The 21547-nt window shown below is 39.7% G+C and carries 20 protein-coding genes; 10 read left to right on the forward strand and 10 right to left on the reverse strand.

Features of this window, described 5'->3' with window-relative positions:
* Window positions 1-15 precede the first annotated feature (15 nt).
* The 9 genes from NYP55_RS00620 (at window position 16) to NYP55_RS00660 (ending at window position 9967) form a co-directional block, all read left to right on the forward strand.
* Window positions 16-564 (forward strand): hypothetical protein, encoded by a 549-nt coding sequence (locus NYP55_RS00620; RefSeq protein WP_472781411.1) that lies wholly within the window; start codon window positions 16-18, stop codon window positions 562-564.
* 77 nt (window positions 565-641) lie between these two features.
* Entirely contained in the window at window positions 642-1781 is a 1140-nt protein-coding gene (locus tag NYP55_RS00625) for a vWA domain-containing protein (protein ID WP_032839502.1), read from the forward strand.
* Entirely contained in the window at window positions 1778-2815 is a 1038-nt protein-coding gene (locus NYP55_RS00630; protein WP_472781412.1) for a vWA domain-containing protein, read from the forward strand. The genes NYP55_RS00625 and NYP55_RS00630 overlap by 4 nt, the downstream gene beginning before the upstream one ends.
* A complete protein-coding gene (locus NYP55_RS00635; protein ID WP_032839489.1) occupies window positions 2812-3435 on the forward strand; it encodes a DUF6466 family protein in 624 nt (207 codons plus the stop codon). Before NYP55_RS00630 ends, NYP55_RS00635 begins: the two co-directional genes overlap by 4 nt.
* Before the next feature lie 133 nt (window positions 3436-3568).
* A complete protein-coding gene (locus NYP55_RS00640; protein WP_472781413.1) occupies window positions 3569-3820 on the forward strand; it encodes a hypothetical protein in 252 nt (83 codons plus the stop codon).
* Window positions 3820-5442, forward strand: a complete 1623-nt coding sequence (locus NYP55_RS00645) for an esterase/lipase family protein (protein ID WP_472781414.1) — start codon at window positions 3820-3822, stop codon at window positions 5440-5442. Before NYP55_RS00640 ends, NYP55_RS00645 begins: the two co-directional genes overlap by 1 nt.
* 63 nt (window positions 5443-5505) lie before the next feature.
* Complete coding sequence (purB, locus tag NYP55_RS00650; RefSeq protein ID WP_472781415.1) at window positions 5506-6948, forward strand: adenylosuccinate lyase; 1443 nt, start codon at window positions 5506-5508, stop codon at window positions 6946-6948.
* 59 nt (window positions 6949-7007) lie between these two features.
* Window positions 7008-9443 carry a lysylphosphatidylglycerol synthase transmembrane domain-containing protein gene (locus tag NYP55_RS00655; RefSeq protein ID WP_472781513.1) on the forward strand — a complete coding sequence of 812 codons (2436 nt, stop codon included), beginning with the start codon at window positions 7008-7010 and terminating at the stop codon, window positions 9441-9443.
* Window positions 9444-9685: 242 nt separating this feature from the next.
* Window positions 9686-9967, forward strand: coding sequence for an HU family DNA-binding protein (locus NYP55_RS00660; RefSeq protein WP_004112617.1), 282 nt, complete (start codon window positions 9686-9688; stop codon window positions 9965-9967).
* 101 nt (window positions 9968-10068) lie between these two features.
* On the opposite strand, the gene NYP55_RS00665 is transcribed toward NYP55_RS00660, so the two are convergent.
* The 9 genes from NYP55_RS00665 to lepA form a co-directional block, all read right to left on the reverse strand.
* A complete protein-coding gene (locus NYP55_RS00665) occupies window positions 10069-10479 on the reverse strand; it encodes a Fur family transcriptional regulator (protein WP_004130708.1) in 411 nt (136 codons plus the stop codon).
* A 27-nt stretch (window positions 10480-10506) separates the two neighbouring features.
* Entirely contained in the window at window positions 10507-11679 is a 1173-nt protein-coding gene (purK, locus tag NYP55_RS00670; RefSeq protein WP_472781416.1) for a 5-(carboxyamino)imidazole ribonucleotide synthase, read from the reverse strand.
* A complete protein-coding gene (gene purE / locus NYP55_RS00675) occupies window positions 11663-12127 on the reverse strand; it encodes a 5-(carboxyamino)imidazole ribonucleotide mutase (protein WP_217430129.1) in 465 nt (154 codons plus the stop codon). The genes purK and purE overlap by 17 nt, the downstream gene beginning before the upstream one ends.
* A 177-nt stretch (window positions 12128-12304) precedes the next feature.
* The gene (locus NYP55_RS00680; protein WP_004130704.1) at window positions 12305-12946 is read right to left on the reverse strand and encodes an ABC transporter ATP-binding protein; all 642 of its coding nucleotides are present in this window, start codon (window positions 12944-12946) and stop codon (window positions 12305-12307) included.
* Window positions 12947-13113: 167 nt separating this feature from the next.
* A complete protein-coding gene (locus NYP55_RS00685) occupies window positions 13114-14490 on the reverse strand; it encodes an ABC transporter permease (protein WP_472781417.1) in 1377 nt (458 codons plus the stop codon).
* 40 nt (window positions 14491-14530) lie between these two features.
* Window positions 14531-15901 (reverse strand): ABC transporter permease, encoded by a 1371-nt coding sequence (locus tag NYP55_RS00690; RefSeq protein ID WP_472781418.1) that lies wholly within the window; start codon window positions 15899-15901, stop codon window positions 14531-14533.
* Between the two features lie 535 nt (window positions 15902-16436).
* Window positions 16437-16892: a tripartite tricarboxylate transporter TctB family protein gene (locus NYP55_RS00695; RefSeq protein WP_472781419.1), complete on the reverse strand. Its 456-nt coding sequence runs from the start codon at window positions 16890-16892 to the stop codon at window positions 16437-16439.
* 45 nt (window positions 16893-16937) lie between these two features.
* A complete protein-coding gene (hemW, locus tag NYP55_RS00700) occupies window positions 16938-18203 on the reverse strand; it encodes a radical SAM family heme chaperone HemW (protein WP_472781514.1) in 1266 nt (421 codons plus the stop codon).
* A 53-nt stretch (window positions 18204-18256) separates the two neighbouring features.
* A complete protein-coding gene (gene lepA / locus NYP55_RS00705; RefSeq protein ID WP_472781420.1) occupies window positions 18257-20137 on the reverse strand; it encodes a translation elongation factor 4 in 1881 nt (626 codons plus the stop codon).
* 195 nt (window positions 20138-20332) lie between these two features.
* On the opposite strand from lepA, the gene rpsT reads away from it, so the two are divergent.
* On the forward strand, window positions 20333-20593 hold the full coding sequence (gene rpsT, locus NYP55_RS00710; protein ID WP_004130697.1) for a 30S ribosomal protein S20: 261 nt from the start codon (window positions 20333-20335) through the stop codon (window positions 20591-20593).
* Between the two features lie 101 nt (window positions 20594-20694).
* Here rpsT and NYP55_RS00715 read toward each other — a convergent pair whose 3' ends face one another.
* A complete protein-coding gene (locus tag NYP55_RS00715) occupies window positions 20695-21423 on the reverse strand; it encodes a GntR family transcriptional regulator (RefSeq protein ID WP_020757678.1) in 729 nt (242 codons plus the stop codon).
* Window positions 21424-21547 lie beyond the last annotated feature (124 nt).

Below are 21547 nucleotides of genomic sequence, written 5' to 3' on the forward strand. Positions count from 1 at the left end.
TTGGGTTGGTTTGCAGTGAGTATTCTTAATGTTCAAAAGGTTCTAAACGACGAAACAATGCTACTTGCTTTTATTGGCTTAAGCATAATAGTGGCACTTTTAGCAAGCGCAACGCTCTACTTTGCTATATGCAAAATCAATCCTAAAGTTAATACTAGAAAAGATATAAAGAATGCTGCGCATACTCTAAATGCAAATAAGCAAGAATGGCGTAAAAAAATCGAGCAAGTTGTTAGCGACTATAATCAAAAAAAGATTAAAAAAGATCAAGCTTTTGCAAAATTAGCTCAAATTGCAAGACAATATGTTTCGATAATAAGCGGCGAAAACATTAAATCACATACTCTTTCAGACATAAGTTCGTTTAGAAACTCTTGGAAGAACACGCATGGAGCAGACTTATTGCGTCAAACGATTGCAGCACTATACCCTCCTGAATTTGCAGATACTAAGTATAATAATCAAGCTAAAAATACGGATGTTGATCAAGGCGCAAGGTGGGTTCTTGTTCTTCTTGAAAGTTGGAAAACAAAGGAAAATAAGCCAAAGGAGAATAAAAGATGACATTCTCCACTTTAAGCACATGCACTTTTGCAATACATAATTTTGCAATGCATAATTTGGCAATACCTAATTTAGAAATGAGCAAAATATTTGCTTCAACACTATTTTCAATGCGATTAAAATGGCCGCTAATCTTTGTTTTTGGCGTTTTAATAAGCGTAATCGTTGCAATATTAGCGTTTGCAATAAGTGAGATTAAAAAACGTAATTCTAAAAACTACAAAATTAAATCTTCCAAAATATTAGAAACAAGCTTTTTAACGTCTTTTTCTTTAGACGAAGACCTTAAAGGAAGCATATGCTCAAGAAGATGGCGATTATGGAATATTTTGCGAAGAATATGCGCGTTAATGCTTTCTCTTGCTCTTTTATGCACGCTAATTCTAAGCTCTAGGCCTTCTAGAGTTTTAGACGCAAACGAGCAATCGAGTTCTAGAGATATTGTGCTTTGTTTAGACGTTTCTGGCTCCACTCTTCCCTACGATTTAGAAGTTATTAACGCTTACTTAAAATTTGTTGAGCATTTTCAAGGCGAGCGCATTGGCTTGAGTATTTTTAACTCAACGTCTAGAACTGTTTTTCCACTAACAGACGATTATTCGCTTGTTAAAAAGCAATTGCAATACGCTTCTAAACTCTTGGATGGAGTTCAAACTCAAGACAAAATCGACAATATGCAACAAAAGCAGTATCAGCAAATTTCTACATGGCTTGATGGAACTCAAAATCGAAAAGAAGCAACGTCTTTAATCGGAGATGGTCTTGTTAGTTGTGCTGCAATGATTCCTGGAGTTGTTTACGGCTCTTCTAACAATTCTAAAAAGCCTCATAATCGCCTTAATCGTAGTGCTTCTATTGTTTTAGCAACAGACAATGTTGTTTCTGGAAAGCCGTCTTATTCGCTTAAAGCAGCTTTGGATTTAACAAAACAAGCGAATATTCAAGTTGACGGATTGTATTCTGGGTCTGCTCAAAGCGAAAACGAGGCAACCACTAGGCAAATGCGTGATCTAATTACTCAAAACGGAGGCATTTTCTTAACGCAACATAACGCTGATTCTGTAATGGCTTTGGTTCGTAAAATCGAGCAACAGCATACAAGTATTCCAAATGATTCATCTCAATCAGCTTTAAGCGATGACCCTAGTATTGCAACAATTTTGGCGGTTATTTTTGTGTCTCTTTGGCTTATTTTTGCAAGAAGGATAAAACGATGAGAATATATTTTAGTTGGATTTCGTTAATCTTAATTGCAATTCTTGCTGTTTTAGCACTATTCGAGATTTTCCCTCTAAAACGCAACTCTTATAGCACAGATGAAACTGTTTATATGCGTGTTCGCAGAGTTTTAATATGCGTTTTGCTTGCGATTTGCGCATTATGCCCATGCATTATGAAAAGCACTTTTCAACGCTCTCTTAACGCTACAAACGTAATATTTGTTTTAGATGTTACTGGTTCTATGAACGTTAATGATTCTAAAGACTTAAACAACAATCTCACTACTAGGTTTAACAGCGCAAAGCAAATAATAAAGCAAGTAACGAATAATTACGCAAACGCAAGCTTTAGCGCAATCAGATTTGGAGCATCTTCTAGTGTTGACGTTCCTCTAACTCCAGACGCAAATGCCATTGAAAATTGGGTTAACACTATTAACACAGAGCCTATTGGAGTTTCAAATGGAACGAGCTTAGACGCGCCTTTAGATAAAACTCTTCTTGCCACTAAAGCGATTCACGACGCTCATCCGCAAGATGTTACTGTTTTGTATTTGATTAGCGATGGCGAAGAAACCACTAGCAGAAAGCGCAGAACATTCTCATCTTTGCGCGGCTACATAAATCATGCTTACGTAATTGGTGTTGGCTCTAAAAATGGCGGAAAAATACCAAATAAAAGCACTAAGTTGGATGATTTAGACGATATTAACGTAACTGATTCTTCTATAAAACAGTCTGAAAAATGGGTTATTGACCCTTCTACAAAAAAGCCTGGAATTTCTAAAATGGATTCAAAAAATCTTAAGAATATTGCAGACGAGCTTAGTGGAAAATATGTTGATTCCAGTAAAGATCATTCTATTGGCATAGAAGCAAAGCAGATTCTTTCTAAGCAATGGAGGCAAAACAACACTGTTAAGCCAAGACTTAGGCCAGAGCCAATCGTTTGGCCGTTTGCTATTCTTGCAAGTGTATTAATTCTTTGGGAATTGGCATGCTGGATTACAAAATCGAGGAAGCTTATATGATTAGCAAAATCACACCTAAGTCATTCCTAAGATTTTCTATTATTGCAATATCTTCTATTGTTATATTTCTATGCATGGTCTCAATCTATTTAATTGCAACTAATCTTAAAGCAGAATCAACGTATAATGCTGCTACAAAAAGTCTTATAAACAACATAAAAGCATCGAAGAAGGTTGATGCAGATAAAGAAACGTTGGTTGTTTCTCAAAAGCAAGTTGATGACCAATTTAACGAAGCAAAATCGCCTTACACAATTTTAATGCCACACTTATTAAAGAGCATTAATCATAACGCAATAATATCTAAAGAGCTTACTAAAAGCTTGCAAAACCAGCTTAACCAAGATAAAAAAGATACGGATTCTAATGCGCAAACAAGCCAAAATAATCGCAAAAATATGCTTAACAAAGCGCAAGAAAAATCTAATAAATCAAGCTTAAGCAATTCTCAAAAAAGTAAGATTCAAGACTTGCTAAAGCAAAATAATCAAAGCGATTCTAGCCAAAATTCGCAAAATCAATCAGATCAAAATAGCGATGATTCCACTAAAGACGAATCAAACAAGAATGAAAAAACTAAGTCTTCTAAAAAAGAAGATTCCAGTAATAAGCCTTGGTAGATTGCGATAAAAATAAAATCAAAATAAAAAATAAATCAAAAACACAAAAGCCTTATATTTCAAGGCTTATAGCCTTTAACCACATTGCAAGAATTTTCGTGACTATTTGAAAAACATTGTGTGTAATGTTTGTATGCACATATTTAACAACTACCAATGGCTGTTAGAAAGAACAGAACAATGCTCTAACAGCGTGCTTAGCGAAGCACACTCCAACACTCTTAAAGACTGGCACGGAAGAGCCGCAAACGCGTTTAACGAAGAGATGGCTAAAACTGCTAGACAAGCATGCCAAATAAGCTGCGTTAACACTAGTTTTGTTGACTGTGATTTTATTAACGCTAATTCTACTTTTAGATCGATGCTAAACTTTGGGGGTAAATAATGCCTTGGAGAGTAAAATCCACAATAACTGGCGGCGAACCTCTTAGCGTTGCTGATTCTAACGCGTATAGAACAAAAGCTGCACGACTTAGCGAACTATCAAACGATTTTCATTCGCTAAGTGCTTGTTGGATGCAAACCGCAATGCAAATCGAAAGCCAAAAAGCAGCTCTTGTACAAAACCAAAACAACTGTTTTAACAAAGATTTTTACCAATCTACTTTGCAAAACTTGCCTGATTCTAACGAATGCAGAATAAAGTCAAGCCAATGCGAATCAATGTCTAACAATCTTAGTGAATTAGCAACTCTAATAGTCAGAGCAAATAACTTATATTCTCAAGCAGAATACAAAAATAGAGAAACCTTAGATAACCTTGTTTCGATTGGAACTACCATCTTCCCTATTACTGCAGTACCATTCTTTGCAAGCGTAGGATTCAGCGCGATTTTAGACATGACTCAGAAAAGTGGCATGAAAAACTTTTCTAAGTGGAGCCACGCAACATCTCCTATTCAGCAAGGATTTATTAGAGGCTTTTCTAAACATTTTCTAATAAACCCCGTAACTGGAATCCCTATCCGTCTTTTTTCTAGCATTCAAGAAGAGAACGATGTAAAACATTCAAAAGCACCAGTTTCTACTTTTGCAAGCGCATTAAGCATGTTTAGCTCAAAAATCAACGATGCGAACCAAGGGAACAATCTTAAAGTAACAAAATTAGTTTTGCCTAAAAACGCTCAATCTAAAATATTTCTCTATAAAGGAAATAATATTGGTCAAGCGCTTGAAAATCTTAACAACCTTTCTAGTGGCAATCTTTCTGTGCACCCGCCAAAAACGAATCCAGATGCTGCAACAATCGCAATTCAACGTTTTAGGCAAAAAGACGGTAGCACGTCTTGGCTTGTTACAATACCTGGAACAGACGGTAAGCCAAAATCTCCTTTTGGATGGCCTCAAAATGCAGAGGTTATGAGCAGTTCTAGAAGCGTAAGAATGAACGCAGACAGCACAAGAATGGTTGTAGAAGCAATGAAGAAAAGCGGCATTAAACCAAACGATAGCGTTGTTCTTGTTGGACATTCTCAAGGCGGAATTGTAGCTGCAGGAATAGCTAGCGACTATTCAAAACAATACAACATAAAACACGTTGTAACTGCTGGGTCTCCAATAGCAAACCACGCGATTCCAAGCAAAACTTGGGTTACGAGCATAGAAATGGAAGATGAACTTGTTCCAACATTAGACGGAGCAAGTAATCCGAGCAGAAATAATTGGGTTACGATTCACGCAGTTGCAAGTAAAGCAGTGGCAAGTAAAAGCGCTAATCGAATTAAAAGAAAAGAAGAAGATGAGGAAAATGTCTCTAAACAAAATCGTAATAAGATTGGCAACACAAATCGCAACACAAAAAATATCTTTGAAAAAGACGGGATATTAGTAAAAAATGTGCCAGAAGAAGGAACACTCACACACGATTTGAACTATCATCAAGCAGCATATGCGGATGCTCACCAACTTGCGTCTAAAGAAATTAGAACTCAAGAATCACATTTTAATAAGATATTAAGCGGAAAATTAGAAGAAACAACATTGTGGCAAGGTGTTATGCAACACTAATGCAAAGTAAAATAGCAACGCTCAAAACTTAGTAGTTTCATGCCATGCTGTAACCTTTAGAGTATGAAGCTTACTGATATTTGCCCTGCTATTGCTTTGACTCCTCTAGATGGAAGATACCACAACCAAACTGCAAGCCTTGTAGAATATTTAAGCGAACCAGCATTAAACCGCGAGCGCATACGTGTAGAAGTTGAATGGATGATTCTTCTAGCAAACGGTTATAAGGTAAACGATTTTAAGACGATTGTAGATGGCGTAAAGCCTTTAACAGATGAGGAATGCGATTATTTGCGCGCAATACCAGAAAACTTTGGAGCAGAAGGCATAAAACGCCATGCATCTCACGAAGCTGTTACGCATCACGACGTTAAAGCTGTTGAATACTATATTGACGATGAGTTAGACAAAGCAGAACAAGTATTAGGGCATAAAACCCAGCTTAGCAATCTTAAAACATTGGTTCATTTTGCTTGCACAAGCGAAGATATAAACAATCTTTCTATAGCGCGTTGCGTAAAAAACGCTGTTGAAAACGTGTATAGGCCAAATTTGCAAGCTATTGTTTATTACTTGACTCAAAAAGCTCAAGAGTATAGAGATATGCCAATGCTATCGCTAACTCACGGCCAGCCTGCCACTCCTACAACTTTAGGCAAAGAACTTGCTGTGTTTGTTTACAGGCTAAATCGCCAGCTAAAACACCTTAACTGCCAAGAGTATCTTGGAAAAATAAATGGCGCTACTGGAACTTTTGGCGCTCATCTTGCTGCTTTCCCTAATGTTGATTGGCTTAACGTTTCTAAAGAATTTGTAGAAAACAGAATGGGTCTTTGCTTTAATCCTCTTACAACGCAAATCGAAAGCCACGATTGGCAAGCGGAACTTTATAGCACTGTAAGTCACATTAATCACATTCTTCACAATCTTGCTGTAGACGTGTGGATGTACATTTCTCGCGGCGTTTTTGTGCAAGTTCCTGTTAAAGGCGCTACTGGGTCTTCCACAATGCCTCACAAAGTGAACCCTATTCGATTCGAAAACGCGGAAGCAAATCTAGAGATTTCTTGCGCACTTTTCGACACTCTTTGTGCAACGCTTACCGAAAGCCGCTGGCAGCGCGATTTAACAGATTCCACTACTCAAAGAAACGTTGGATCCGCATTCGGCTACGCTCTTCTTGCTTTGAACAATCTTCTTGGCGGCTTAAAGTCAATTCATCCAAACACGCAAATGATGAGCGAAGAGCTTAATAGCAATTGGGAAGTTCTTGGAGAGCCAATCCAAACTGCTATGCGCGCTCAAGAAATTGCTGGTGTAGAAGGAATGGAAAAGCCGTACGAGCAAGTTAAAGAGCTTATGCGCGGTCATAGTATTTCTAGACAAGATGTTGAAGATTTTATATCTTCTAGAAACTTCGATGCTCAAACTGCAAGTAGGCTAAAAAATCTTACTCCAGAATCTTATACTGGAATTGCATCACAGTTGGTGGATTTTATTCAATAATTATTAATGCTTAATACGTTATTGAACATTAATAATTATTAATGAATAAACGGTGTACTATGCAATCGCAAGTAAAAGATGATTTAGTTATTAACGACGTTGAGCCTAAGCTAGTTCGCAATTGGGCAGACTTGATTTACTCAATCGTATCTGCTGGCGTAGCTACAGCAGTAGTGTTATTTGCAACGTGTTTTTCGGGAACAACAGCAGGCGTAGAGCACGATGCAAAAAATGCTGGAAAGATTATTGAGTGGATTGTAAAAGGACTGCCGTCTTCTCTTTTTCAGCAAGCGCTTACAATCGCAATTGTTGCTGGCGTAATCGTATCAATGATCGATTCGAAAAAATGGATTAATACAGCAATATCAACAATAACTTTGCTTTTAACGTATCCGCTTGTATGGTATATTTCCTACATTCTTACAACGCTAAACAATCCTTCGATATTCGCATCTCTTAATTCAATATCTAATAGTCATGGCACAGAATTATTGCCAGACATGTACGCGGTTTTGGTTGCTTTTCTAACTGTTAGCGGACCTAGAAGAGATAACAAAATCGTAAAACTCTCTTGGCAAGCGCTGCTAATTGCGTCTCCAATATTAATCGTAACTTCTTGGCATTCGCTAGCAGGCGCATTAACATCTTGGTGCATTGGACGTTCTTTTGGAACACTAATTCGGTTTATTAAGGGAACACAAAGCAAAGGAGCATGGGGCAAAGATATTGTTGAAGCACTAGAAAGCATTGGCATTACTCATCTTGTTCAGCTTAATAGAAGAACATTAACAACCGACCATAGTGGAGTTCTTAAGTCTAGTCTTGACGACGATTTGATTGAAAATTCAAGGCTATACGATGCGATTGATATTCACGGAACAAGATACGTTATATCTGTATTAGACAATCAAGTGCACTTGCCTGGGTATCTAAATCAGCTATGGCAATGGGTTAAGCTAATTGACATTCCAGTTAGACGAGACCGTTCTGCAAGACACTCAATACATCACCATCTTTCTATGCTACTTGCTCTTAGAAACTTGCATCTTGCTACAGCAAACGTGTATGGAGTAACAGACCTAGAAAAATCATCAATAATGGTATTTCATACTAGTAATGTTCTTGTTCCTTGCAATCTAAACACACTTACATCTAAAGACGCTCAAAGACTTATGCAATATCTCGATATTGCAAACTCTAGAGGTATTACACACAGAAGAATAGGACCAGAATCGCTTGCGCGACTAGAAGATGGCACTCCCCTAATTGCAGGTTGGCAAAATGGCGATGTTGCTAGTGATTCAACTAATATTGCTTTAGATAAAGTTCAACTTTTAACAATAATCGCGTCTTGCATTGATGCAAAAACTGCTGTTGAGTCAGCAATAAACGTTTGGGGCGCATATAAGGTTGCGCAAATTCTGCCATTTATTCAAAAAGCGGCCGTTCCAGCATCTACAAGGTCACTTTCTTCTTGCAACAAAAAGCTTTTTGAAGATCTTAAAAATGAGATTAGCAAAAAAGTTTGCACGCTTAACAACGAAGAAGACTACGACACTGTACGCTTAGCACGCTTTAATATTCGATTCTTTGTTAGCTTAATACTTATTATTGCTGCAATTTCGGCTATTGCTACTCAATGGCATCCGCAAGAATTTATTTTTGCGCTTAAAAAAGCAGATAGCGTGATGGTCTTTGCTTGCTTTGCGTGCAGCATGCTTGCTTGGGTTGGGTCTTCTATTACGCTCGGGTCTTTTATGGATGATTCAAAGCCAAATGCTGGTGTTTTATTTACATCTCAAGCAGCTTCGGGCTTTACTGCCGTGTCTATGCCAGCTGGAGTAGGGCCTGCGTTTGTAAACATGCAACTTATAAAGAAAAATGGTAGTTCAACATCTCAAGCAACAGCGATTACAAGCGCAGTATGGCTTTTGCAATCGCTAGTAACCGCTCTTGTTATATTTAGCGTTGGAATTTTTACTGGTAAAAACCTTCTATCTGGAATGATTCCTACGCATATGCTTATTACAGTAATAGGAATTGTTACTATAATCCTATGCGCGTTTATGGCAATTACTCCTATTCGCAAATTTATACGCAAAAAATATCTTCCTATTCTTTCCGATTATGGCAAACAGATAAAAGAACTTGTAACTAAACCAAAACAGCTTTTTAACGGCACTTTGGGCGGTTTGATTCTTGTTTTTGCAACAGGACTAGGATATTGGGTTGCTCTTTTGGCATTTGGATACTACGCAAACCCTTGGGAAACAGTTCTGCTGTTCTTAGTAGCAAACACTGCAGGATCTGCTGTTCCAACACCTGGCGGATTGGGAGCTGTTGAAGCATCTTTGACTTTTGCATTCACTTCGGTTGGTGTTCCTCCAACAATCGCATTATCTGCAACTCTTCTTTACCGTCTTATGTTCTATTGGTTACGAATACCAATCGGCGCTTTTGCAATGAAAAGTCTTAGCAATAAGGGATTAATCTAATAACAAATTAGTGTAAATTTAACAAATCAAAAAAGAATATATTTAGTTAAAAACCGCATAAATACGCCTATATAAGGCATTTTTGCGGTTTTTATACACTTTATTCACTAAAAAAAGTAAAAAATCGTAAAAAAATCTTAATAAAACGCTGAAAAACCGCGCATTTGTAGGGAAAATGTACTAATATCTATGAATGAAAGTGGTCTTTGGAAGAGAAGGCCCCTAACACAAAGGATGCTTGTATGGCATACAACAAGTCTGATCTCGTTTCGAAGATCGCTCAGAAGTCCAACCTTACCAAGGCACAGGCCGAGGCCGCTGTCAACGCATTCCAGGATGTGTTCGTTGAGGCTTTGCAGTCTGGCGAAGGATTGAAGCTTACTGGTCTGTTCTCCGCTGAGCGCGTAAAGCGCGCAGAGCGTACTGGCCGCAACCCACGTACTGGCGAAACCATTAAGATTCCTGCATCTTACGGTGTTAGAATCTCTGCTGGTTCTTTGCTTAAGAAGGCTGTTACTGAGTAGGTTGAACCTTTAAGCGTAGACTTACAAGAACGAGGGACATCCCAATGTTGGATTTGTTCCTCGTTCTTTTGTTTTATGCGCTATGTTTTATGCGCTCTAACTTAGTGCTCTAGTTTCTCACTATTGCAATCTTTGCAAAGCCCAAACACTTCCAAAGTGTGATCTATAACCGTGTATCCATGAGATTCAGCAATCTTATGAATCCAACCTTCATCGTCTGGAGGCTCTATATCTACAGTTTTGCCGCACTTTTCGCACACAAGATGATGATGATGCGTGTTCTCGTCACAAATCCTAAAAAGCTGCTGACCATTAAAACGCACAGTATCAACATCTCCGCTTTGTGCAAGCGTATTAAGCTGGCGATAAACGGTTGCAAGCCCAATGATTTCGCCATCTTCCACAAGCGCGCGATGCAAATTTTGAGCAGAAACAAAATTACGCGAAGCTCTTAAATGCTCAAGAACTGTTTCCTTTTGCTTAGTGTTTCTACGTATTGGCTCACCAACCATTATTTAACCTTTCGCCGCAAAAAACTTTTAATCAAGCTCGTCATCCCAACAACCTGTAGAGTCTAACATATTGGCTTCCTCAACAGGATTATTGCAAAGAACAGTAATATGACCCATTTTGCGATTCTTACGAACCTGTGCCTTGCCGTAATCGTGAACATGCCATTCTGGATGCTCCGCAATAAGAGCGCGAGTAGGCGCAACATGCTGGCCTAAAACATTAACCATTACGGCTGCAGAAAGCAGCTTAGGCTCTTTTAGAGGCCATCCAACAATGCCTCTAACATGAGCCTCAAACTGATCCATATCGCAAGCTTCAATCGTATAATGACCCGAGTTATGTGGGCGCGGCGCAAGCTCATTTACTACTACGCGATTGTCTTTAGTAATAAACAGCTCTATTCCAAGCGTTCCAGCAAGCTTAAAGCCTTGAGCCAATCTAAGCGCTAAACTATGCGCAGCTTCTTGAACCTTAGCATCAACATTTGCAGGAGCCAAGGTCATGTGCAAAATGCTATTGTGATGCACGTTTTTTACAAGCGGATAAGTCACAAATTCGCTTCCATTTCCCGAAACAAGAATTGATGCTTCAAAAGCAAAGTCAACAAAACCTTCGAGAATAGAAGGCGGCATCTCTTGGCCATTTTCTACGCGATTACGAACATTATTAACGTCTTCTTGAGTGCGCAAAACGTCTTGACCGTGGCCATCGTAACCACCTCTGCGCGTTTTAAGAATTGCAGGCAGCCCGATTTCTTCGATTGCTTTATCTAAATCGTCTAAATTGTTTACTTCACGCCATTTAGCAGTTTCAATACCATGATTGTTAATAAAGCTTTTTTCAAAAACACGGTCTTGCGTAACTCGCAATAAGTCGGTTCCCTGAGGAACAGCAACTAAATCGCGCACACTATCTAAAGCATCTGCGTTTACGTTTTCAAATTCGTACGTAAGCACATCGCAACTTTTAGCAAGCTTTTTTAAGGCTTCCAAATCATCATATTCAGCTTCGACTTGAAAATCCGCAACTTGAAACACTGGGCAATTATGCGCTGGGTCTAAAACGCCGATTTTAAAGCCCATTCTTCTAGCAGCAATCGCCATCATGCGACCAAGCTGACCTCCGCCTATAATTCCAATAGTTGCCCCTGGCATTAAGCACTTTACAGCACCATTAGTGGCTTCACATAAGCTCGGCATTAGATTCCTCAACCTTCTTTTTTAATTCTTTGCGGTATTCTTCAAGTTCTTCTTCTAGGCGACTATCTGTTGTGCTAAGCATGCTTACAGCAAGCAAGCCCGCGTTTGTAGCGCCAGAATTGCCAACAGCGGTTGTTGCAACTGGAATTCCGCCAGGCATTTGCACTATAGAAAGCAAAGAATCCCAGCCCGAAAGAGCATGGGATTTTACAGGAACACCAACAACTGGAAGCGTTGTTTGAGCAGCAATCATACCTGGCAAGTGTGCAGCTCCACCAGCGCCAGCAATAATCACGCGAAAACCGTTTTTTCTAGCACTATGCGCAAAATCTGCCATAAGTTCTGGAGTGCGATGTGCAGAAATAACTTGCTTCATATACGGCACTCTAAATCTTTCTAAGATTTCGCATGCGTGGCGCATTGTTTCCCAATCGCTAGAAGAGCCCATAACAACCGCCACAACAGGTTTTGAATCTAAAATATCTGCCACAACAACCTCCCGTATATGCGTAAATACGCAGCTTATGCGCAAAGTTTATACGCAAGTTTTACTTTACGCATAAGCACGGAAAAATGGCTAATAATTAGTGTTTTATTAGTGATTTACTAGTGTTTTATTAATGTTTTATTGCTTTTTTATTAGCTGCTTATTTTTAAGAACATATTTTACGTCTGCAGCAGCCGCAACATCGCTAGAATGCGTTACAACAATCACGCATTTTCCGCGTTTATGAGCTGCATCTTTTAAGATTGCTATAACTTCTTGAGTTGTGTTTGGATCCAAGCTACCTGTTGGCTCATCGGCAAGAATAACAGGCGCAGAAGATACAAGCGCTCGCGCAATAGCTACGCGCTGCTGCTGCCCTCCAGAAAGCTTTGTTATATTTCTAGTGGACTCGTCTTCACTAAGCCCCAGCTCTTTAAGAATCGCAGAATCCGCCTTTGGATTAACAAGACGCAAGTTTTCTACAGGAGTCAAATAGTCGATTAGATTAAAACTCTGAAAAACTAAGGAAACATTATTCTTACGATGATTAGCATAACCGCCATTCTTGGAAACATCCTGCCCGTTAAACAATACTGTTCCACTTGTTGGCGAGTCTAAACCAGCAAGAAGAGATAACATGGTTGATTTTCCAGCTCCAGATGGCCCCGTTATGCTATAGATTTTCCCAGCTTCAAAATCTGCATTAACATTTTTAAGAACCGCAATATGAGTCGCTCCATAAGAGTAATCAACGTTGTTTAGTTTTAATAAAGTTGTCATAATAAACTCCAATATTCTATTAATCTCTATATTGTATGAATCTATATTTTTTATAAATCTGTGTTATAAATCTACCTATTATTTTTATGCTTACTTCGGCCTATGCACTTGTTCTGCTCACTAATCGCAAGCGTTATGTGCATAAAAATACGCCACTTTAATCTCCTCTAACTAATTGAACTGAGTATAGAACGCGGCTTTTTAAGCATTATTGGCACAAATGCAATGCATAGAGACGCAAACGCTATAGCGAATCCTAAAAGAATAGAAAACGCTGTTTGGCCAGTTAGCAAAGACTGATTTGGCGAGTATGTAATTGCACCATTTGCAACATTTGCCAATAGCACTGATCCAACGCTAGACGATATTGCAGCACTAATCGCAGTAGACAGCACTGAGCAAAATGCGGATATTATAAAAACTTCTATAATCATTTGCAAAGCTATAACACGTTTTTCTACACCAATTGCCATTAGAACGCCAACTTCGTGAATCCTTCCTCGAACCCAAAAAACAAGAACTAAGCCAAGCACTATGATTCCGACTAATGCAAGACACATTAAAATCATTGTTACTAATTGCTTAACTGTTTTTACGGATTGAAGAACAGAGGCAAATCTTTGCGCATTATTTTCTACAGAAATCATGCCGTTGCCATAGTTTTTAGCGATTTTATTGGCTTCTTTTAAAGCTTTTTCTAGATTATTTGAATTTTGCATAACGCACTTTATAGAGCTGCGATTTTTACTTCCAAACAAGTAAAGAGCGGATTCTAAATCAGTTATTACGCGATTTTCGGAAGAGTCGGAAGGAAGCGCACCCCTTGTTTGCATCTTGCCAGAAAAAATTCCAACAACCTTAAGATTAACGCTTTTGCTGCCTTGTTTTAGAGTTAAAACAGACCCGAGTTTAAGATTATTTTGTTTAGCAAAACTCTTGTGAATTATTGCAGATTTCGCGCGCTTAAAGTCGCCAGCAACCGAAGAATCAATATGATTGCCTTCCTCAAGCTTATATAATCCTTCTTGGAATCCCTGCGCTAACTGTGATTTAGTTGTTCCCGTTATTGAAACAAGCGAAAACATTCCATCATTGTCTAAACGCGGACCATTTATTGGCGCTACAATTTTAGCGTTAACAGGATTTGCTAAAACATCTTTTTCTTCTGCAATGGTTTTTATTCCACTAATCTTTTTAAACTTTGCAATAAGACTTTCGGGAATTCCCTCGTTTTTTTGCAAATCTTGAGGAATATCTTCCTGCGATTGCTTAGCAGAATCGCTGACGGAGTCACTGGCTGAATCGCCAGCAGAATCGCCAGCAGAATCAGACTCTGGCAAAGTCTGCCCTTGCGTTTTTGCGTAAACACTAAATCCTAAACCAATGTTGGAAGTTATTTGATCCTCTAGATTTTTTACGCAAGCAATAACACTCGCTTGGCAAATAAGCGCGCTAAGAACAACCGTAATAATCAAAGCTAAAATAGCACTACGCCTTGGTTTTCTAACTATAGCTAGCCAAGCTCTTTTTATAATTTGAATCATTTTACACCTACTTTTGCATGCCAACTACTTTTGCAAACAACTACTTTTGCATGCCAAGCAAATCTCTAGGAGACTTTCGCAAAATAGGAAGATAAGACAGCGCAACCGCAACAATAATAATCGCTAGAACCATCAATGACGATTGAATTAAGCAATCAAGGTTAACTTGAACAGCAATCTTATCTAAGGTTCTAGTGGCCATGCTCGATTCCAGGTTTCCTCCAGCTTGACCCATTGAGCTAAGCTGCTGAGCGGCGGAATTTTTTACCGAACCTAATGCGCAATCGCTAAACCAAGGAGATATTGCACTAGCAAAACCATAGCCTATTGCAATAGCTGGAATCGCAAGCAACACAAGCTCAAAAAGCTGCTGCAACACAAGGGAAACTTTGCTAATACCAATAGAAGTTAGAACGCCGATTTCTTTTCTACGCTCATTAATCCAAAGAATAAGAACCAATCCAAGAGCTACAACAGCAAACGCGCTTACTGCAATAACCGTTATATTCATCATGGATTTTACGCCTTTTGCCGCACCAATCATGCCTTGTACAAACTGGTCATCTCGAGTAATCTGATAGCTTTGCAAATCAATCGGAAGCTTAGACGCTTCTTCAATCACAGAATCTGCGTCCGCTCCTTTTTTAACCTTAAAACTTGCGTCCTGATATATCTCTTTTCCAGGCTTATATTTGTAAAGCTCTCTTGTTGTTTTCAAATCTGTATACACAGTGTTTGCAGTTAATTCTGCACGCGTTGCAACTGGGCGATTATTAGCTCCGCCGTAAATTCCAACTATGCGCGTTTTTACTTGCTCCGTAGAGTGGTTAAGATTATCGGCGTCAAACGGGTTTGCTTTAAGTGTTAACGAATCCCCTAATTTTAGGCCATTTAGTTTTGCTAAATCTTCGTGGATTAAGGAAGCATGCTCATCTGATTCTTGCAAAGCTCTACCTTTAACCATGTGAATTGACTTTGTTTTGAACGCATTTAAGCCCTTAGAAGAGTTTGTTCCTTCTAGGTTTACAGCGTTGCCGAATTGCTTTTCTCTACGCGCATCGTAGTCTTGAACACCTTTGATTCTAGCTGCTTTTGCGTCAACTAAATCGGCAGTAACATTTTGACGTAAAACATACGAATCAACGTTTTTAAGTGACGCGATTTTTTTAACATCACTTGGCTTAACAGTTCCTGCTCCCCTTGGAGTTCCAGGATTTACTTGCGGATTATTTGCTAAAACAAAACTAGATTCTGCCTGTTCTTCTACCTTTTTGCCCTCTTTTTCTGCAGCAATCGCAACTGCAGAAGATGCCAGCAGAAGCGTTGAAATCAATGCTAATATTACAAACACTATTGCTGTTTTTACTCTTTTTCTCAAAACGTAGCGTATTGCGCGAGAAATAAATGTCATTGACTACCATCCTCATCGAACATTTGTAGTTAAATCGTATGTTATTCAATCATTAATATCAGTACAATATGTACAAGTCGCGTGAATCATACAAAATCGTATAAAATCATGCGGCTGCACAGCAAGTACAATCACGTAGCCTATATTATTTACCCTTATAAAACACTGTGAATAATCTGTTTATTATCTTCAAAAATCTTAGAAAATTTTATGACAATTACTGATTTTCAATAAAAAATATATGACATATTGTTATAATCATTTGAAATAATTTATACAACTAAATGTTAATAGAAGAAAATTTATTAATCTATTAGTAAGTTTTATAAATTAAAACTTTGCAATCAAAAAAATTTATTTTGCATGATTTGACTAGGATTTGCATGATTATTTTGTAGGATTTGCATGGCTAAATGCGCATACAACAACAATTAAGGCGAGCACATTGCGTTACCAAAGTGCCCGCCTTAATTTATTAATTTATTAAAAACAGTTTTATTTATTTATAAACGCGCCTAAATCGACCTAAATACACTTAAATCGCAGTGCCATGCTCGTCGAGACGCAGATTTTGCTTAGCGTTACTAAAACTAAAGAACAGCCCAAACACGCCCAAAGCAAACAACACAGCAATCGTTACAACAAGCACCAACGGCTGACTTGGCAACCACATAACAACCAAGAACGCAAACGCAGAAAGCAAAAGCACAGCCCAAGAGCACACGCCAATAACCTTGCGAACAGCATTCCACTTATCATCTCCAGCCTGCGCGCGCTTAATATTGCGTTCCATCTTGCTCTGGCTTTGCGTAACGCTAGAAGATGGCTTCCATCCATCAACGCCGTTTTCTTGAAGTCTTCTTGAATGTTCTTGCAGATTGTATTCATCAATCATTCCGCCACGACCGCGGCCATTTGTTTGATCGTATTGAGACGGGATTCCCCTACGATTCTGCCTGGCTTTTGCTCTACGCTCCTTGCGGTTTGCCATGATTGATTCCTTTCTGCGTTGAATTTTCACACAATACGAATCATTTTAACGCATAACTACGCCATTTTGGCACGCATCAACAATTTTTTCGATTAATAAATCGTTTAATAAACGCCCTTTTTGAGTGGCAATAATACGATTCTCGTTCAACACTGCCAAATCTTCTTTACACACTTCGATTAGCACTTTTTGCAAATACGAATCGTCAAATCCGCAATTGGCTTTACGCATTTTTGTGCACAATTCATCAACGCTAAGCCCTTCCCTAATGCGCAAACCAAGCATTACTTCTTCTATTAACGCGTCCTCGCTATTTATGCACTCGTAGTTTTGCCAAGGCACGTTTCCTGCATTAATCGCCTGCGCCCAGCGTTTTGGATGCAAAATATCCCAAGATCTAAGATTGTAAAACTTGCTTGAATCCGCCAAAACAGCACAATCATCCATGCTTTGCTTATTAAGACCACTCGCCGAATTGTAATGCGAATGCGCTCCAGGGCCAATTCCTGCCCAATCAATGTTCTTCCAATATCCAAGATTGTGGCGAGACTCAAAACCAGTGCGCGCCCAATTAGAAATCTCGTACCACTTTAAGCCAGCAGAACTAAAAAGACTATCTGCCAACTCGTATTTTGCTGCTTCATCATCGTCATCTGGCGCTTGAATTGTGCCAGCAGCAATTTGACGACCCATTTTTGTGCGCGGCTCTACTGTTAGCGCATATGCGGAAACGTGATTAACTCCCAGGCTCAAAGCCATTTCTACTGACTTTCGCCAATCGTCTATGCTCTCCCCTGGAGCGCCATAAATCAAATCAACACTAGATTGCAATCCGCAAGCATACGCCGCTTTAACTCCGCGCTCTACGTTTTCTGGAGTATGTGTGCGGTCAAGCGTTTTTAGCACGTGTGGCACAGCAGATTGCATTCCAAAAGATATTCGCGTAAATCCGCCTTTTGCAAGCGTTTCAATATAAGACTCGTCTGCGGTATCTGGGTTTGCTTCCGTAGTGACTTCCGCACCAGGCATAATGCCCCACAATTCGCTGATTTCACGCAAAATTCGCACTAAATCTTGCGCTTTAAGAACAGTCGGAGTGCCTCCACCAAAGAAAACAGATTGCGCTTTAGGCTCGAAAATCCCGTGGAATTCCTGCCACTTTTTTACAAGACACATCTCGCGAATTGCAACATCCGCGTATCCGCTTCGACTTGCGCCCTCCCCCAAATCGTGAGCTGTATACGTGTTAAAATCGCAGTAACCGCAGCGTCGCAAACAAAACGGCACATGCACGTACACTTCAAAAGGCATGATTGAACGCGAATCTTCACTAGACTTGTTCGATTCAAAATTCAATATAAGCCTCAGCCTTCGGATTTTTGCGCAGCGCGAATCTTATCTTTAGTGTCTCTATCGTTCGCATTATCATCTGTAGCTAAAGCTGCAACAAATGCTTCTTGAGGAACTTCAACGTGTCCGAGCATCTTCATGCGCTTCTTACCAGCCTTCTGCTTTTCAAGAAGCTTGCGTTTACGCGTAATATCGCCGCCGTAGCATTTAGCAAGCACGTCTTTTCTAAGCGCACTAATCGTTTCGCGAGCAATAATTCTAGAGCCAATCGCAGCTTGAATTGGGATCTCAAACTGCTGGCGAGGAATAAGTCCGCGAAGCTTCTTAGTCATCATAACGCCGTAAGAATAAGCCTTATCTCGGTGAACAATCGCACTAAAAGCGTCGACCTTATCTCCTTGAATAAGAATATCTACCTTAACAAGATCTGCAGCTTGCTCGCCATCTTCGTGGTAGTCAAGAGAAGCATAACCCTTTGTGCGGCTTTTAAGCTGATCGAAGAAGTCAAAAACGATTTCTGCAAGAGGAATCCTGTAGTGCATTTCCACGCGGTCGGCACTAATGTATTCCATTGTGCCCATTTCGCCGCGATGATCTTGGCACAAGTCCATAATCGCACCAATAAAATATTTTGGAGCAATAATGTCGGCAGCAACCATTGGCTCAATAATGCGCTTGATTTTGCCTTCTGGGAACTCACTAGGATTAGTCACATGATGCTCGGTACCGTCTTCGCTTGTAACGTCGTAAGTTACGTTTGGAGCAGTTGAAATAAGATCCAAGCCAAACTCGCGGCTTAAACGCTCGGAAACAATCTCCATGTGCAAAAGACCTAAGAATCCGCAACGGAAACCAAAGCCCAATGCAACAGACGTTTCTGGCTCGTAAATAAGAGCAGCATCGTTAAGTTTTAGCTTATCTAGCGCGTCTCTAAGCTCTGGGAATTGCGCGTTATCGATTGGGAACAAGCCAGCGTAAACCATAGGCTTAGGGTCTCTGTAGCCCTCCAACGGCTTAGCCGCAGGATGCGCAGCACTAGTAATTGTGTCGCCAACTTTAGACTGGCTAACGTCTTTTGCGCCTGTAATTACGTAGCCGACTTCCCCAGCACCAAGCGCCTTTGTTGGAGTCATATCTGGGCTAATAACGCCGATTTCAATAGGATCGTGCGTCATGCCAATGCCCATCATGTGAAGCTTTTCACGCGATTTAAGCTCGCCATCAACCATACGAATATATGTAACAATTCCGCGATACGAATCGTAGACGGAATCAAAAATAAGCGCGCGAGCAGCACCATTAGGATTTCCACTAGGAGCTGGCACTTCCAGCACGATTTGGTCGAGAAGATCTTTTACACCTTCGCCAGTTTTTCCAGAAACACGCAAAACATCGCTAGGCTTGCATCCAATTAAGCCAGCAATCTCTTCTGCATGCTTGTCTGGCTCCGCACTAGGCAAATCGATTTTGTTTAATACAGGAATAATCGTTAAATCATGTTCGATTGCCATATAAAGATTAGAAAGCGTCTGCGCTTCAATACCTTGCGTTGCATCCACAAGCAAAATTGCACCCTCGCAAGCTGCAAGCGCACGCGAAACTTCGTAAGTAAAATCAACGTGACCTGGAGTATCAATCATTCCAAGCGAGTACTCTTTGCCGTCAAAAGTCCACGGAACTCGAACAGCTTGCGATTTAATAGTGATTCCGCGCTCTTGCTCAATATCCATGCGGTCCAAAAATCGGTCTCGCATCTCGCGTTCTGGCACAATTCCCGAAAGCTGCAAAATGCGATCTGCTACAGTAGATTTGCCGTGATCTATATGCGCAATAATGCAGAAGTTGCGTATCAGCGATTGATCCGTAAATCCTGGCTGGTTATGCGGTGTAATCAAAGCAAATATCTCCTTTTAAGTCTATACGAGCAAACTATACGAGCAATCAAATATGCGAAAAGTATTGCAACTAACTAATGTTAGCAACTTGACTACCCTAGAAACACTTGACTGGCCTAGAAACACTTATCCATAAACCATGCTATGCTTACACACTGTATGTCCTTAGTATAGTAAACGTCGTTTGGAGTAATAGTGGCAAACATTAAGTCGCAGAAAAAGCGCGTGCTCACCAATGAAAAGGCACACAAGCGTAACGTGGCAGTAAAGTCTGCTTTGAAGACTGCTATCCGCGCTACTCGCGAAGCCATTTCCGCTGGTGACAAGGCTGCTGCACAGGCTGCTTTTGCAGTAGCTTCTCAGAAGCTCGATAAGGCTGCAGGCCGTGGCGTGATTCACAAGAATCAGGCTGCAAACCGCAAGTCTGGTCTTGCTGTAGCAATCAACGCTCTTTAATAATCGCATAATTGCGAATTGATTAGAGTTTGAAAAATCCCCGCTACCATTGATTTCATTTGGCAACGGGGATTTTTGTATCGTACAAAACAGCGCAAAGCTTACGAATTAACGTGCATCTTAAACTGAATATCTCCATAATTAGGCGTATGTATACCAACGCCAAAGGCGATTATAGAACCAAAAGAATCTTTAACAATCGACTCAACAGTAAGCGCTGGCGTTTTTGGCTCAACATGCAAAAATTCAGACATATCGTCGCATAGCTGTTCAACGCGAATTGATAAATCATTTTCGTAAAGCTTTACAGCATAATCACTTTCCAAGAAATTCACTATTGATTGCTTAGAAAAATCGATACTCAAAACCTTAGGGAATCTAGATGCCGAAAGATAAACAACAATATAACTTGATAAAACGTTATCAACGTATTTTAGTCGCTTTATGCAAATCAAATCTTCTGATTCGTCTAAACCAAGCTTATGCGCAGCCGACTCGTCTTTAACAATGCTGTTTTGAATAACCTTGATTCGCACGTTTGTATTGTTTTCGGAATAATTTTGATAGAATCCTTGAATTTTATCTGATATAACTTCTCGATTAGAGCTATGAACAATATTCTTTGCTCTAAAAGTTCCTTTTCCTTGGATTCTAACAAGCAAGCCTTCTAGTATCAAACTATCTACTGCATGCCTAAGTGTTATTCGACTAACGTTGTATTGTTTGCATAATTCTAATTCTGGAGGGAGCTGCTCCTGCGGCTTCATTAAGTCAATGCGCTTTCTAAGATTATCGCGCACTGCTACATATTTAGGTACACCTTCAGTCACAATTCACTCTCCAAACAGAATGACTAGAAAAACAATTGTAAGAATTGCCTAAAATCCTACAATTCAAGAATCCTACAATTCAAAAACAATACGATTCAAAGACAATTCTTACAAAAGTGCTTTT

This window comes from Gardnerella sp. c10Ua_31 (genome assembly GCF_055700915.1).

Excerpts from the sequence above, each read along its gene's own strand:
- NYP55_RS00660 (WP_004112617.1), top strand. The coding sequence starts at position 9,686 with ATGGCATACAACAAGTCTGATCTCGTTTCGAAGATCGCTCAGAAGTCC.
- purE (WP_217430129.1), bottom strand. The coding sequence starts at position 12,127 with ATGGGCTCTTCTAGCGATTGGGAAACAATGCGCCACGCATGCGAAATC.
- NYP55_RS00640 (WP_472781413.1), top strand. The coding sequence starts at position 3,569 with ATGCACATATTTAACAACTACCAATGGCTGTTAGAAAGAACAGAACAA.
- NYP55_RS00645 (WP_472781414.1), top strand. The coding sequence starts at position 3,820 with ATGCCTTGGAGAGTAAAATCCACAATAACTGGCGGCGAACCTCTTAGC.
- NYP55_RS00635 (WP_032839489.1), top strand. The coding sequence starts at position 2,812 with ATGATTAGCAAAATCACACCTAAGTCATTCCTAAGATTTTCTATTATT.
- NYP55_RS00655 (WP_472781513.1), top strand. The coding sequence starts at position 7,008 with ATGCAATCGCAAGTAAAAGATGATTTAGTTATTAACGACGTTGAGCCT.
- purB (WP_472781415.1), top strand. The coding sequence starts at position 5,506 with ATGAAGCTTACTGATATTTGCCCTGCTATTGCTTTGACTCCTCTAGAT.
- NYP55_RS00695 (WP_472781419.1), bottom strand. The coding sequence starts at position 16,892 with ATGGCAAACCGCAAGGAGCGTAGAGCAAAAGCCAGGCAGAATCGTAGG.
- NYP55_RS00690 (WP_472781418.1), bottom strand. The coding sequence starts at position 15,901 with ATGACATTTATTTCTCGCGCAATACGCTACGTTTTGAGAAAAAGAGTA.
- NYP55_RS00680 (WP_004130704.1), bottom strand. The coding sequence starts at position 12,946 with ATGACAACTTTATTAAAACTAAACAACGTTGATTACTCTTATGGAGCG.
- hemW (WP_472781514.1), bottom strand. The coding sequence starts at position 18,203 with ATGCCTTTTGAAGTGTACGTGCATGTGCCGTTTTGTTTGCGACGCTGC.
- NYP55_RS00625 (WP_032839502.1), top strand. The coding sequence starts at position 642 with ATGAGCAAAATATTTGCTTCAACACTATTTTCAATGCGATTAAAATGG.
- NYP55_RS00630 (WP_472781412.1), top strand. The coding sequence starts at position 1,778 with ATGAGAATATATTTTAGTTGGATTTCGTTAATCTTAATTGCAATTCTT.
- NYP55_RS00665 (WP_004130708.1), bottom strand. The coding sequence starts at position 10,479 with ATGGTTGGTGAGCCAATACGTAGAAACACTAAGCAAAAGGAAACAGTT.
- purK (WP_472781416.1), bottom strand. The coding sequence starts at position 11,679 with ATGCCGAGCTTATGTGAAGCCACTAATGGTGCTGTAAAGTGCTTAATG.
- NYP55_RS00685 (WP_472781417.1), bottom strand. The coding sequence starts at position 14,490 with ATGATTCAAATTATAAAAAGAGCTTGGCTAGCTATAGTTAGAAAACCA.